The organism is Immundisolibacter sp., assembly GCF_041601295.1.
In the GTDB taxonomy this organism is placed as follows: domain Bacteria; phylum Pseudomonadota; class Gammaproteobacteria; order Immundisolibacterales; family Immundisolibacteraceae; genus Immundisolibacter.
Genome location: NZ_JBFIII010000025.1, coordinates 19,336 through 31,720 on the forward strand (window position 1 = coordinate 19,336; position 12,385 = coordinate 31,720).

The 12,385-nt window shown below is 65.3% G+C and carries 14 protein-coding genes; all 14 read right to left on the bottom strand.

From position 1 onward, the window contains the following. Window positions 1-78: 78 nt before the first annotated feature. The 14 genes from motD to fliL are packed head-to-tail and all read right to left on the bottom strand — an operon-like array spanning window position 79 to window position 12,107. Complete coding sequence (motD, locus tag ABZF37_RS05010; RefSeq protein ID WP_372717416.1) at window positions 79-1,128, bottom strand: flagellar motor protein MotD; 1,050 nt, start codon at window positions 1,126-1,128, stop codon at window positions 79-81. Between the two features lie 9 nt (window positions 1,129-1,137). Then, window positions 1,138-1,878, bottom strand: coding sequence for a flagellar motor protein (locus tag ABZF37_RS05015; RefSeq protein WP_372717418.1), 741 nt, complete (start codon window positions 1,876-1,878; stop codon window positions 1,138-1,140). A gap of 26 nt (window positions 1,879-1,904) precedes the next feature. Further along, entirely contained in the window at window positions 1,905-2,645 is a 741-nt protein-coding gene (locus ABZF37_RS05020; RefSeq protein WP_372717420.1) for an RNA polymerase sigma factor FliA, read from the bottom strand. Continuing rightward, window positions 2,642-3,523: a MinD/ParA family protein gene (locus ABZF37_RS05025; RefSeq protein WP_372717422.1), complete on the bottom strand. Its 882-nt coding sequence runs from the start codon at window positions 3,521-3,523 to the stop codon at window positions 2,642-2,644. The genes ABZF37_RS05020 and ABZF37_RS05025 overlap by 4 nt, the downstream gene beginning before the upstream one ends. After that, window positions 3,516-4,712 (bottom strand): flagellar biosynthesis protein FlhF, encoded by a 1,197-nt coding sequence (gene flhF / locus ABZF37_RS05030; RefSeq protein WP_372717424.1) that lies wholly within the window; start codon window positions 4,710-4,712, stop codon window positions 3,516-3,518. Before flhF ends, ABZF37_RS05025 begins: the two co-directional genes overlap by 8 nt. A gap of 59 nt (window positions 4,713-4,771) precedes the next feature. Beyond that, window positions 4,772-6,859, bottom strand: coding sequence for a flagellar biosynthesis protein FlhA (gene flhA, locus ABZF37_RS05035; protein WP_372717426.1), 2,088 nt, complete (start codon window positions 6,857-6,859; stop codon window positions 4,772-4,774). Between the two features lie 12 nt (window positions 6,860-6,871). After that, window positions 6,872-8,026, bottom strand: a complete 1,155-nt coding sequence (gene flhB, locus ABZF37_RS05040; protein WP_372717428.1) for a flagellar biosynthesis protein FlhB — start codon at window positions 8,024-8,026, stop codon at window positions 6,872-6,874. 2 nt (window positions 8,027-8,028) lie between these two features. After that, on the bottom strand, window positions 8,029-8,805 hold the full coding sequence (fliR, locus tag ABZF37_RS05045) for a flagellar biosynthetic protein FliR (protein ID WP_372717430.1): 777 nt from the start codon (window positions 8,803-8,805) through the stop codon (window positions 8,029-8,031). Window positions 8,806-8,808: 3 nt separating this feature from the next. Next, window positions 8,809-9,078, bottom strand: coding sequence for a flagellar biosynthesis protein FliQ (fliQ, locus tag ABZF37_RS05050; protein WP_372717432.1), 270 nt, complete (start codon window positions 9,076-9,078; stop codon window positions 8,809-8,811). Window positions 9,079-9,088: 10 nt separating this feature from the next. Next, window positions 9,089-9,826 (bottom strand): flagellar type III secretion system pore protein FliP, encoded by a 738-nt coding sequence (gene fliP / locus ABZF37_RS05055; RefSeq protein WP_372717434.1) that lies wholly within the window; start codon window positions 9,824-9,826, stop codon window positions 9,089-9,091. Next, the gene (gene fliO, locus ABZF37_RS05060) at window positions 9,823-10,215 is read right to left on the bottom strand and encodes a flagellar biosynthetic protein FliO (protein WP_372717436.1); all 393 of its coding nucleotides are present in this window, start codon (window positions 10,213-10,215) and stop codon (window positions 9,823-9,825) included. Before fliO ends, fliP begins: the two co-directional genes overlap by 4 nt. Next, window positions 10,212-10,598, bottom strand: a complete 387-nt coding sequence (fliN, locus tag ABZF37_RS05065) for a flagellar motor switch protein FliN (protein WP_372717438.1) — start codon at window positions 10,596-10,598, stop codon at window positions 10,212-10,214. Before fliN ends, fliO begins: the two co-directional genes overlap by 4 nt. Continuing rightward, window positions 10,598-11,584 (bottom strand): flagellar motor switch protein FliM, encoded by a 987-nt coding sequence (locus tag ABZF37_RS05070; protein WP_372717441.1) that lies wholly within the window; start codon window positions 11,582-11,584, stop codon window positions 10,598-10,600. Before ABZF37_RS05070 ends, fliN begins: the two co-directional genes overlap by 1 nt. Window position 11,585: 1 nt before the next feature. Beyond that, window positions 11,586-12,107 (bottom strand): flagellar basal body-associated protein FliL, encoded by a 522-nt coding sequence (gene fliL / locus ABZF37_RS05075; protein WP_372717443.1) that lies wholly within the window; start codon window positions 12,105-12,107, stop codon window positions 11,586-11,588. Window positions 12,108-12,385 lie beyond the last annotated feature (278 nt).

A 12,385-nucleotide genomic window follows, 5' to 3' on the forward strand; every position in this document is an offset into this window, starting at 1 on the left:
ACATAGCAGGTCGGCCGGGGTCGCTTCACGCCGACCCCTACCGCAACCGCGGATCCCGGCCGATCAGGCGGACCGTGACTAGCGGGGCTGCGCTATCAGCGGCAGCGGTGGCAGCGCCACGAATGCCGGCACATCACCGCCATTGCGGTCGGACGGCCAACGTCCGCCAACGCTGCGAACCGGTTCTGCGAAGGGCGACGCGGCGCCCTCCGGGGCAAGCGGCACCAACAACGGATGCGGCTCCGCGCCGGGCAGGAACGGCACCTGTGTCGCTTCTTGCTGCGTGCGGCCGACGTCAAGCTCCAGGTCGCGCTGGGCTGCGGCGTCGGGCGTTGCCAGGACCACCAACACCACACGCCGGTTGCGGCTGCGGCCCTCTTCGGTGTCGTTCTCGACCAGCGGCCGGTATTCGCCGTAACCGGCCAGCGACAGGCGGGGCGGGGCCAGGCCGTGCTGCAAAAGATGATGCACCATGCTGCCGGCCCTGGCGGCCGACAGATCCCAGTTCGAGCGGAACTGGCCGTTCGCGATCGGCACGTCGTCGGTATAGCCCTCGACCCGCACCGAGTTCGGAACCCCGGACAGGATGTCCACGACCTGATCAACCACCGGCAGGGCATCGGGCTTGATTTGCGCACTGCCCGAGTCGAACAGCACTGCCGCGCGGATTTCCACCTCCAGCCACAGGCGCCCCTCGCGCACGGCAACCAGGTCTTGTGCGATCAGCGACTCGAAGGCCTTGGCGAGGTCGTTGGCCACCCGATGCAAGGCTTGCTGGGCGGCAGCGGCGGCTGCCGCAGCCGCCGCCGCATCACCGTCGGTTCCACCCTTGGCGGGGCCGCGTCGGGCTTGCTCCATAACCCGACTGACCGCCATTGGCGGCAGTTCCACCGCCGACGACGCTGGGGCCTTGGCGATGCTGCCGATCTGTATCGGCGAGAGCGCCTTGGTTGGCGAACGAAACGCTGCCATCAACGAATCCGACATGACCCGGTACTTGCCCTCATTGACCGAGGACACCGAGTACATCACCACGAAGAATGCAAACAGCAGCGTAATGAAGTCGGCATACGACACCAGCCAGCGTTCGTGGTTCTCGTGCTCTTCGTGCTTGGGTTTGCGGGCCATGGCGGCGACTTAGTGAATGTAGCCTTGCAGCTTCAGTTCGATGTTGCGCGGGTTCTCGCCGGCGGCAATCGAAGCCAGGCCCTCGATGGTCATTTCCTTGAACTGGCTGCGGTGGTGCACCACGTCCTTGAGCTTGTTGCCCATTGGCAGAAAGAACAGGTTGGCCAACGCGATGCCGTAAATGGTGGCGACGAAAGCGACCGCAATGCCCGGGCCAAGCTTGCTCGGATCGGACAGGTTCTCCATCACGTGAATGAGGCCCATCACGGCGCCGATGATGCCGATGGTCGGCGAGTAACCGCCCAAGCCGTCGAAGACCTTGGCAGCAGTGGTTTCCTGGTGTTCGGTGGCCGACAGCTCCACTTCGAGCACACCGCGGATGGTGTCCGGCTCGCTGCCGTCCACCAACAGTTGCAGACCTTTCTTTGTGAACGGATCGGTCTCGGCCTCGGACATCTCTTCCAGACCCAGCAGGCCCTCACGGCGCGCCACGTTGCCCCATTCGACGATCTTCTCCAGCGTGGACTTGAAGTCCAGCTTGGGTGGCAGGAACACCCAGGCGGCCATCTTCATGGCCTTCATGAAAGTTGGCAGCGGCGTTTGCACCATGACGGAACCCACCGTCCCGCCTGCGACGATGACGAAGGCGGCTCCCTGCAGCAAGGAGCCGACATGCCCGCCCTCAAGCGCATTGCCGCCCAGGATGGCGATGAACGCCATCGCCACACCGGCGAAACTTAGAATATCCATGCGCCAGACCCCGCCCTAGCTTCCGCTCAGTCCCGATCGCCCAGGCGGCTGCGCAGGCGCAGCAGGGCCTGGCCATGAATCTGGCACACCCGCGACTCGCTCACGCCCAGGATCTCGCCGATTTCCCGCAGGTTCAGTTCCTGCTCGTAATACAGCGACATGACCATGCGTTCGCGTGGTGGCAAGTCGCCCACCGCACCGGCGACCCGCTCACGCAAATCCTCGTCCTCCACCTGCGCCTGCGGTCCTGGCGAGGCATCGGCGATGTTGTTCTCCCAGGGCTCCTCGTCCTCGCCGGCGAGGTCACCGAAGCGCAACACGCCGAACTCCGAGGCCTCTCGCACCAGGGTGAAATAGGCCTCCATATCCATGCCAAGCTGGCGCGCAATGGCTTCCGGCGGCGCCTCGCCGCCGAGCTCGCGCTCGGCCGCCCGGGTCGCTTCGGTCAGTTGCCGCAGCTTGCGCAGAGCAGTGCGGGGCAACCAGCCACTGCGGCGCAGTTCATCCAGCATGGTGCCGCGAATGCGAATGCCGGCGTAGGTCTCGAAACTCGCCCCCTGACCGTCGTCGTAACGACGCGCCGCTTCCATCAAGCCGATCATGCCCGCCTGGATCAGGTCATCCACCTGCACGCTGGCCGGCAGTCGTGCCAGCAAGTGGTAGGCAATGCGCTTGACCAGTTGTGCGTGTTCACGCACCAGGCGGTCGATCTGGTCGGCAGCCGCATCAGGCTTGGCCGCTTTCTTGTACGCAAGAACCGCATTCATGCTTCTCCTCCTACAGCAACCGAAAGGGGCTGCACCATCCGCTCAAAGAAAAACTCCAGATGTCCGCTGGCGCCGCAGGCTCGCGGCCAGTTCTCCACCTGCTCGGCCAGTTGCCTGAAGGCGAACGCCGACGGACTGCGGGGAAACGCCTCCATCACGGTCTGCCGGCGCTGAATGGCCTTGCGCAGGTAATCGTCGTAAGGCAGCACGCCGACAAACTCCAGCACCACGTCCAGGTACTCGTCGCACACCGCCAGCAGCTTGCCGAACAACTCACGACCATCCCGAGCGCGGCGAACCATGTTGGCCAGTATCCGAAACCGGCTCACCCCATGCTGGGTGCTGAGCAACTTGATCAGTGCGTAGGCATCGGTCAGCGAGGCTGGCTCGTCACACACCACCAGCAAAACATCCTGTGCCGCGCGGGCGAAGCTGAGCACGCCCTCGCCAACGCCGGCGGCGGTGTCAACCAGCATCACGTCCAGATCCGTTGTCAGCTCGCCAAACGCCTGGATCAGCCCGCCATAGACGGCCGCAGGCTGGTCGGCCATGCCGGCCACTCCCGAAGCGGCCGGCACAATGCGCAGCCCGGCCGGGCCTTGCACCACGACCTCCGCCAGTTCGCGCTCACCGGACAACACCTGCGCCAAAGTCCAGCGCGGCTTGATTCCCAGCAGCACATCGACGTTGGCCAGGCCCAGGTCCGCATCCAGCAGCATCACGCCGCGCCCACGCTGCGCCAGGGCGACGCCAAGATTGGTTGCCACATTGGTCTTGCCAACGCCGCCCTTGCCGCCGGTCACGGCGATCACCCGCACCGGCCGGGGCGCCAGCAAACCGCGCAGGCCGTGGGTCTGGTCAACAGCAGCATCAAGCATGGGCCACCGCCCTCAATTGGCCTGCCACAGCAGCTGATGTCGACGCCGCGCTTGGCGCCGGAGACGGCTGGGCACGGGCGCGAACCCGCTGCGCGGCCCGGTTGACAAGATCGCGGGCGCGGGCCGGATGCAGGTCCTCCGGGACTCGCTGGCCGTCGGTCACGCAGGCCAGCGGCAAGTGGTGACGAATCACCACCGACAAGGCGCCGCCCAGGGTTGGGCATTCGTCCAGTTTGGTCAGAACGCAACCGCTCAGCGGCAAGGCGCCGAAGGTCGTGACCGCCTCGTCCAGCATCGCTTCCTGTGCGTTGCTCGCCAGGACCAGGTAGCTGCGCATATTGCTGCGCCCAAGGCTCGCCAGAGCCTCGCCGATGCGCACATCCCGCTGACTCATGCCGGCGGTATCCACCAGCACCAGACGCTTGTTGGCCAGCGCCGCCAGCGCTACGGCAAGATCGTCGGCTGAATCCACCATCTGCACCGGCACGCCCAGCAGGCGACCGAAATTCTGTAGTTGTTCATGGGCGCCGACGCGGTAGTTATCGGTGGTCAGCAGGCCCAGGTGGCGGGCGCCGTGCTGGCGCACGAAGCGGGCTGCGAGTTTGGCAACCGTGGTGGTCTTGCCAACCCCGGTGGGTCCGAGCAGCGCGACCACTCCGCCCTCGTCGAGCAAACCCTGATCGGCAATCGGAATGCGCGCTGTCAAATGCTGGCCCAGCGCCTCGCGCCAGGCTGCGCCAAGATCCCGCTGCTCGGCCACTTGACTGAGGATCGACGCGATCAGGTCCGTCGTCAGACCCATCTGCTCAAGATAGGGCGCCAGCTGTGCCTGCAGGGGGCTGCGCCGGCTTATAGCCGACTGGCGCAATTCCGCTTCCAGCAGCCCGCGCAGCATGGTCAGTTCGGTTCTGAGTTGCTCGATTGCCGGATCGACTGCCCAGGCCAGACGGTCCAGGTCAGCCGGACCTTCCTGCGGCAGATCCTTGCCGGCCAGGTGCGGCGAATCGGCGCCACCGCCGCTGGCGGCCAGGCGTTCGAGCAGTGCCGCGTCATAGTCGACGGCGGCGATGACTTCCACTCCATCAGGCAGGCGACGGCTGGACAGGATGACCGCCTCCGAGCCTTGCTCCTGTCGCACCTGATGCAGTGCCCGGCGCATGTCGGGCGCGCTATAGCGCTTGATCTTCATGCTCGACTCTCCTTGCTCCCGCGTGGGCGCATCTGGTCAAAAACCTTGCCGAAAGCGCGTCAGCGCCCACCAATATTTGCAACAACCCGCACCTGCCGGTTCTCTGGCAGTTCCTCGTAGGCCAACACCTTCAGGTCGACCGCCAGGTGGCGAACAAACCGTGCCAGCCACAGGCGCAGGGCGTTGGGTGCCACCAGCACCGCCGGCTGGCCCATCAGCTCCTGCCGCTGCGCCGCGTCCGCCAGGAGGCTTCTGAGGCGCTCCGCCAAACCAGGCTCCACACCGAGTGCGCCATCGCCCCCTTGCACAGCTTTTAGCAAAATGCGTTCCAACTCGGGGTCAAGCGTCATCAGTGCTAGCTCTGGCGACGTTCCGAAGACCTCCTGAACGATGCTGCGACCGATCGCAACGCGCACCAGCGCGGTCAAAACGTCAGGATCTTGACTACGCGTGCCGTGCTCGGCCAAAGACTCGGCGACGCTGCGCAGGTCGCGGATCGGCACGCCTTCCTGCAGCAGATTGCGCAGCACCCGCAGCACCGTTCCCAGCGGCAGCACCTTGGGCACCAGGTTCTCCACCAGCTTGGGCGCTTGGGTGGCCAGGCGATCCAGCAGCTGTTGCACTTCCTCGTGGCCCAGCAGCTCGTAGGCCGAGCGCATGAGCACCTGCGACAGGTGCGTGGCCACCACGGTGGCCGAGTCAACCACCGTGTAACCGGCCATCTGCGCCTGCTCGCGCAGGCCGCGCTCGATCCACAACGCGTCCAGTCCGAAAGTCGGGTCCTTGGTGGCAATCCCCGGCACCGGTGTGGTCACGTGACCGGGGTTGATGGCCAGATCCCGATCCGGCTGCAACTCGCCCTGGCCGGCGGTAGAGCCCATCAGGGTGATGCGGTAGCCGCCCGGCGCCAGATCGAGGTTGTCGCGAATGTGTACCGGCTGCAGCAGGAAGCCGAGTTCTTTCGACAGCTTCTTGCGCACGCCCTTGATACGCGTCAGCAACTCGCCGCCCTGCGTCTTGTCCACCAGGGGAATCAGGCGATAGCCGACTTCAAGACCCACCAGGTCAACGCCGGCCACCTCGTCCCAGCCAAGGTCCTTGTGTTCTTCGGGCGCCGGCAAGGCTTCCAGACCGCCATTCCTGGCAAGCTCAGCCGCTTCCTGGGCCCGGGCCCTGGCCAGGCGCCAGGCGGCCACAGCCAGCCCGCCGCCGAGAGTCAGAAAGGCAAAATGCGGCATGCCGGGCACCAGGCCGAGTACGCCGACCAAACCACCGCCCACGCCAAGGGCGGTCGGGTTGGCCATCAACTGGCGGTTGATCTGGGTCGAAACGCTTTCCGCCTGCGAAACCCGCGTCACCAGGATGGCCGCTGCCACCGACAGCAGCAGCGATGGCACCTGCGCCACCAGGCCGTCGCCGATGGTCAGCAGGCTGAACACCTGCATGGCGTCGTTGGCGCTCATGCCGTGCTGGCCCATGCCAATGGCGATGCCACCCATGATGTTGATGATCAGAATGAGCATGCCGGCGACGGCGTCACCACGCACGAATTTGCTGGCGCCATCCATGGCGCCATAGAAGTCCGCTTCCTGGCGCACTACCTCGCGCCGATCGTGCGCCTGTTGCTGGGTGATGAGACCAGCCGAGATGTCGGCGTCGATCGCCATCTGCTTGCCGGGCATGGCGTCCAGGGTGAAGCGGGCGTTGACTTCCGAAACCCGCCCCGCTCCCTTGGTCACGACCATGAAGTTGATGATCACCAAAATGACGAACACCACCAGGCCGACGGCGTAGTTACCACCAATGACAAACGAACCGAAGGCCTCGATCACATGGCCGGCCGCCGCCGGGCCGGTGTGACCATCCAGCAGCACCAGCCGGGTCGAGGCGACATTCAGCGCCAGGCGCAGCAGCGTGGCCACCAGCAGCAGCGTGGGAAACACGGCAAAGTCCAACGGGCGCAGCGCGTACACCGCCACCAGCAGCACCACCAGCGAGAGCGTAATGTTGAACGTGAACAGCAGGTCCAGCGCCAGCGGCGGCAGCGGCACCAACATCATGCCAAGCAGGGTCAGTACCAGCAGTGGTGTGCCCAGCCCCAAGGCCGCGAAGCTGCGCGAGGTGCCGGTAGCGGTTGCCGTATTCACTTAGAAGTCTCCTCAGGCTGAAGGCGCTGCGCTGCCGCGCGGCCGTTGCAATTCGTCAGGCACCGGCAGTGCGTCCAGGTCCGGCACGTCATAGCGACCGGCCGCCAGCGCGGTGCGCAGTTGATAGATGTAAGCCAGGACCTGCGCCACCACGGTGTAGAGTTCGCGCGGTACCTCGGCGCCAATGCGGGTGCTGTAGTAGAGCGCCCGCGCCAGGGGCGGCTGCGACAGGATTGGAACGCCATGCTCCTTGGCCAGCGCGCGTATCTGTGCAGCCACGAGGTCCGCGCCCTTGGCGACCAGCCGCGGCGCGCCGTCCTTGCCAAGGTCGTAGCGCAGCGCCACGGCGTAGTGGGTGGGATTCACCACCACCACGCTGGCGGTGGGGATGTCCTGCATCATGCGGCGACGGGACAGCTCATGCTGGCGGTTTCGAATGCGTTGACGCACCTCGGGCCGGCCGTCGGTTTCCTTCATCTCGTCCTTGATTTCCTGCCGCGACATGCGCAGTTGGCGAACGTGGTTCCAGATCTGAAACGGCACATCGACCGCGGCGATCAGCAGCAACCCCATCGCGGTCAGGAAAAACGCCCGCGTGGTCAGGTTGCTGGCGTGACCCAGTGCCATCACCAGTGGCTCGGAACCCAGGCCCAACAGGGCCGGCGCCATCTGGCGCAACACCAGCACGGCCAAGCCGCCGACCACCAGAAACTTGGCCAGTGCCTTGGCCGTTTCCACCAGGCTCTGGATCGAGAACAGGCGCTTGATGCCTTTCATCGGACTCAGACGGTTGAATTTCGGTTCCAGGCTGTCGGTACTGAACAGGATGCCGCCGAGCGCCATCGGCGCCAGCGCAGCCACCACAAAAACCAGGCCCAGCCACGGCGCAAGCATCAGCAGCGCGTCACCGGCGCTGCTGGCCAGACGGGTACCGACGGCGGACGGGTCAAGCGCCGCCGCGCGGTCGAACGACAGTCCGTTGTGCATCAGATGCAACAGGCCACCGCTGACGCGATCGCCGAACAGCCACAATCCCCCTGCGCCCAACAGCACCAGGGCAGCCGAGTTGAGCTCCTTGGAGCGGGCTACCTGGCCTTTCTTGCGCGAATCCTCAAGGCGTTTGGGGGTGGCCTTTTCGGTGCGTTCCTGAGCGCTTTCTTCAGCCATGCTCAGCGCGCCCCCAGCAGTGCGAACAAGCGTCCGCTACCCTGCTCGAACAACTGCCCCCACTGCCCGGGCAGCGCCGGCAGGGTGAACAGCACCACCATCAGACCCACCAGCAGCGACACCGGAAACCCGACCGCGAACAGATTCATCTGCGGCGCGGCGCGGCTCACCACCGCGAAGGCCAGATTCACCACCAGCAGTACCGTGACCGCCGGCAGGGCCACCGCCAAACCGACCGCAAACATGTCAGTCGCGAACCCGGCCGCGGTCTGCAAATCGGCGAAGCGCAAACCGTCCGCCGACACCGGCAGACTGTGGAAGCTGCCCGCCAGCAACTCCAGCAGCAGCAAATGTCCGTCAACGGCCAGCATCAGCAGCAAGGCGAACATCACATAGAACTGCGACACGATCGGCACGCTGACGCCGTTTTGCGGGTCGATCAACGAGGCGAACCCCAGACCCATACCGAGCGAGACCATTTCGCCAGCGAAGCTGAGCGCGGCGAGCAGCAACTGCAACGAGAAGCCGGCCAGAAGGCCGATGCCCACCTGCTGCACAGCCGTGAGCACCCCCATCGGCGACAACACGTCGAGCACCGGCGCCAGCGGCAGTGTCGGCAGCAGCAGTGCTGTCAGCGCAAGACCGATTACCAGCCGGATACGTACTGGCACCGTGCGTGAACCGAAAAGTGGCGCCGCCATCAGGAACGCCGAAATGCGCAGAAACGGCCAGAAGAAACTGCCGACGTAGGCTCCGATGCGGGCACTGTCGATGTCCACGGCCTAGCCAACCAGGACCGGAATATCGGTGATCAGGCGCTGCGTGTAATCGATCAGCGTCTGCAACAGCCAGGGGCCGGCGACCACCAGGACCAGGGCCATCACGATCAGCTTCGGCACGAAGCTCAGGGTCATCTCGTTGATCTGCGTCGCGGCCTGCAGCATGCCGACCAGCAGACCTACGGTGAGCATCGCCAGCAGTGGGCCACCGGCCAGCATCAAGCAGGTCCACAACGCGTCGCGGCCGATGTCCAGGACCACCTGCGGGGTCATGACCCGGCGCTCATCGGTAGAAGCTGCCGGCGAGCGTGCCCATGACCAGGCTCCAGCCATCCACCAGCACGAACAGCATGATCTTGAACGGCAACGAGATGATCATCGGTGACAGCATCATCATGCCCAGCGACATCAGGACGCTGGCCACCACAAGATCGATCACCACGAACGGCACGAACAGCAGGAATCCGATCTGAAACGCGGTTTTGAGCTCGCTGGTGACAAACGCCGCCGTCAGCAGCGTGAATGGCACCGCGTCCGGACTCTCGAAGGAAGCATCCTTGCCGGAGATGCGCGCGAAGGTCGCAATGTCGGATTCACGCGTCTGCGCCAGCATGAACTGACGCAACGGCGCCGAGGCCTTGACCGCCGCATCGGGCAGGGTCAGTTCTTCCTGAAGGTACGGCTGCAATGCCTCGCCGTTGATACGCGTCAGGACCGGGCCCATCACGAACAGCGTCAGCAACAGCGCCAGACCGGCCAGGATCTGGCTCGACGGCGTCTGCCCGGTGCCCAGCGCCTGGCGCAGGATGGCCAGTACCACCACGATGCGGGTAAACGAGGTCATCGCCAGCAACACCCCGGGCAGCAGGGTGAGGAAGGTCATGACCGCCAGCACTTGCAGGCTGACGCTCCAGCTCTGCCCGCCGTCCGCGACCGGAGTCAGCGTCAGCGCCTGCAAGCCGGCCTGCGCCAACACCGGCAACGGTGTCAGGAGCAGCAAAGCGAGCCACAGCCGCTTCACGACGCGCCCTCGGCATTGGCTTCCCGCGCGGCGCCAAGTCGCGCGGCAAAGGTCTCGTTCACCGCCTCCGGCGACCGGCTCACATCGGCGTCACCAAGCAGCATCAGCGTCTGCACCCGTCCGGGTGCGACGCCGATCAACAGTTGTCGGCCGGCCACCTCAAGCAGCACCACCCGTTCGCGGGCGCCGAGGTTCAGCGCCGCCAGCGCGCGAATGCGGCCACCCAGCCCGGGGCGCGTCTGCATGCGCTTCAAGAGCAGATACAAGCCGCCGATCAGCGCCACCACCACAGCCAGGCTGACCACCATCTGGCCACTGGCGGCCAGCGCCGACGGCGCCGCCCAGGCCGACATCGGGCACAGCAGCAGGCATGGCAGCGAACGGATCAAGCGACGCTCCGCGTGCGCTCGACCGGATTCAGGACCTCGGTCAGGCGGATGCCGAACTTGTCCTCGACCACCACCACCTCGCCCCGTGCCACCAGCGTACCGTTGGCCAGCACGTCCAGAGGCTCCCCGGCCACGCGGTTCAGTTCCACCACCGCGCCCTGGCCAAGCGCCAGCAAGCGGGCGATGCTCATGGATGCCTGGCCGACCTCGACCGTCAGGGTGACCGGAATATCCAGAATCAACCCCAGGTCGACATCGCGGCCACCGCCAGTGACAGGCGCGGCGAGAGTCGCAGCCGGTGCCGGGGTCAAAGGGGGTACATCGACTTTCGGCTGGGCAGCCACCGTGTCCTGCGCCAGTTCGTCATCCACTTCAGCGTTCATTAGGACTGTCCTCCTGTTTCGCCAATGCCACCGCGTTTCAAGCGCCGGGTCACCGAGACCGCGTTGCTGCCGTTACTCACACCAAATTCCCCTATAAACAGCGCCCGCCCGTCCACTTCCAGACGGGCGTTCTCGTCGCGGTCAAAAACGAGTACGTCGCCGGTCTGCAAGCCCAGGACCTGGCGCAGGCTGGAAACTTTCTCGGCGACGATGGCGCGCATCGACAGTGGGCTTTGCAGCACACGGCTGGTGAGCGCCGACCGCCAGCCACTGTCATCGGGCGCCTTGGCCGGCACCCCGCCCCGCAGCGTTGGCCACACGCCCTGCAACGCCGGCAACGGGATGGCCAGGCGAAAATCCCCACCACCGCCCAGCACCGCCACCTCGTAGCTGTGCACCAGGACCATCTCCGCCGGATCGATCAACGACACCAGCAACGGATCCACATCGCTGCTCGCGACTGACATTTGAAGCGGCAGCACCGGAGCCCAGGCGGCCTGGAGTTCCGGAATCAACAGATCCAGCAAGCTGCCGAGCATGCGCCGCTCGGTGGGCGTCAGATCGCGGTTGGCTGGCCCCGGGGTGGCCCGTCCACCACCGAAGAAGCTCTCCACCACGGCAAAAATTAACGACGGGTCCAGCGCGAGCGCTGCCGAGCACGCCAGTGGCGCCATTTCCAGGCCACAAATGCTGGCGCGCGCCGGCAGGCCGTGTACGAACTCGCGAAATTCCTGGGTCTGCGCACCACGGGACGAAACCAGCGTCTCGCGCCCCAAATAGACGGTCAACGCCCGGCTGAGGCCCTCACAGAAGTACTCGGTGACCCGCTGCAATGCCGGCAGGTCAGTGCCATCCTGCAATGGCATACGGTCGGTCAGGTCGTACGGCTCCACCCCGCCGCCGCGGCCGGGCCGCTTGGCCGCGGTCGGCGCGCTGTCCAGCAACGCGCTCAACTCGGCCGGTGACACTAGCTCGTCGTCGGCCATGTCACTGCATTACGAAGTTGGTGAAATACAGGCCGTCCACATCGGTAGGCGCGTGCTGGGCCTTCAGAAGCGCCTTGAGTGTCGTCAGCGCCTCGGCGCGTAGCGTCTCCTTGCCCTCTCGACTGCTCAGCGTGGCGTAGTCGGAACTGCTGAACAAAATGATCAGCTGGTCCCGAATGGCCGGCATATGCAGCTTGACCGCCTCGCCGACCGCCGGATCGCGGCTCATGACATCGACCGACACCTGCAGGAAGCGAATGGCCCCGTCGTCCTCGAAGTTCACCACGAACGGCGGATCAAGCGGCGTATAAGCAGCCGGCGCAGTCGCTTTCTTCGGGGCTGCATGCTCCCCGGCTGCGGGCTTCTCGGCGGCCTTGTCGCCCCCCATGAGAAACATACTCAGGCCCACGCTGGCGCCCACCAGGACAAGTCCGCCGCCGGCCATGATCAGCAGTGATTTCATCCCTCCTTTCTTCTTGGTGGCTTCACCGCCCAAATCCAAGTCTGCTTCTGCTGTTGCCATGCCTGATCCGCTCCTGTCCAAAAGGTTCGGACTGGCTCAAAGCAAACAGAGTGCCAACTTTATAACTATATTATTTACAATTAGTTAAACGACCTCCCGGCGTCAACGGCGTAGCACCACATGCCTTTTGACGCGAATCCCAAGGCCAAGTGACGGCAATTTGACAGCCATCGCAGCAGCGCTCGGGTTCAGCGTCGATCGGTAACGAACGACAGCGGGCGAACCAGTTCTCGCCCGGGACGGCTTGCATCGAAGATGAAGCAGCGCCCCGGCCGCCG

Bases quoted from the DNA above. Each gene is read 5' to 3' on its own strand.
- motD (WP_372717416.1), bottom strand. From the start codon at position 1,128: ATGGCCCGCAAACCCAAGCACGAAGAGCACGAGAACCACGAACGCTGG.
- ABZF37_RS05015 (WP_372717418.1), bottom strand. From the start codon at position 1,878: ATGGATATTCTAAGTTTCGCCGGTGTGGCGATGGCGTTCATCGCCATC.
- ABZF37_RS05020 (WP_372717420.1), bottom strand. From the start codon at position 2,645: ATGAATGCGGTTCTTGCGTACAAGAAAGCGGCCAAGCCTGATGCGGCT.
- ABZF37_RS05025 (WP_372717422.1), bottom strand. From the start codon at position 3,523: ATGCTTGATGCTGCTGTTGACCAGACCCACGGCCTGCGCGGTTTGCTG.
- flhF (WP_372717424.1), bottom strand. From the start codon at position 4,712: ATGAAGATCAAGCGCTATAGCGCGCCCGACATGCGCCGGGCACTGCAT.
- flhB (WP_372717428.1), bottom strand. From the start codon at position 8,026: ATGGCTGAAGAAAGCGCTCAGGAACGCACCGAAAAGGCCACCCCCAAA.
- fliQ (WP_372717432.1), bottom strand. From the start codon at position 9,078: ATGACCCCGCAGGTGGTCCTGGACATCGGCCGCGACGCGTTGTGGACC.
- fliN (WP_372717438.1), bottom strand. From the start codon at position 10,598: ATGAACGCTGAAGTGGATGACGAACTGGCGCAGGACACGGTGGCTGCC.
- ABZF37_RS05070 (WP_372717441.1), bottom strand. From the start codon at position 11,584: ATGGCCGACGACGAGCTAGTGTCACCGGCCGAGTTGAGCGCGTTGCTG.
- fliL (WP_372717443.1), bottom strand. From the start codon at position 12,107: ATGGCAACAGCAGAAGCAGACTTGGATTTGGGCGGTGAAGCCACCAAG.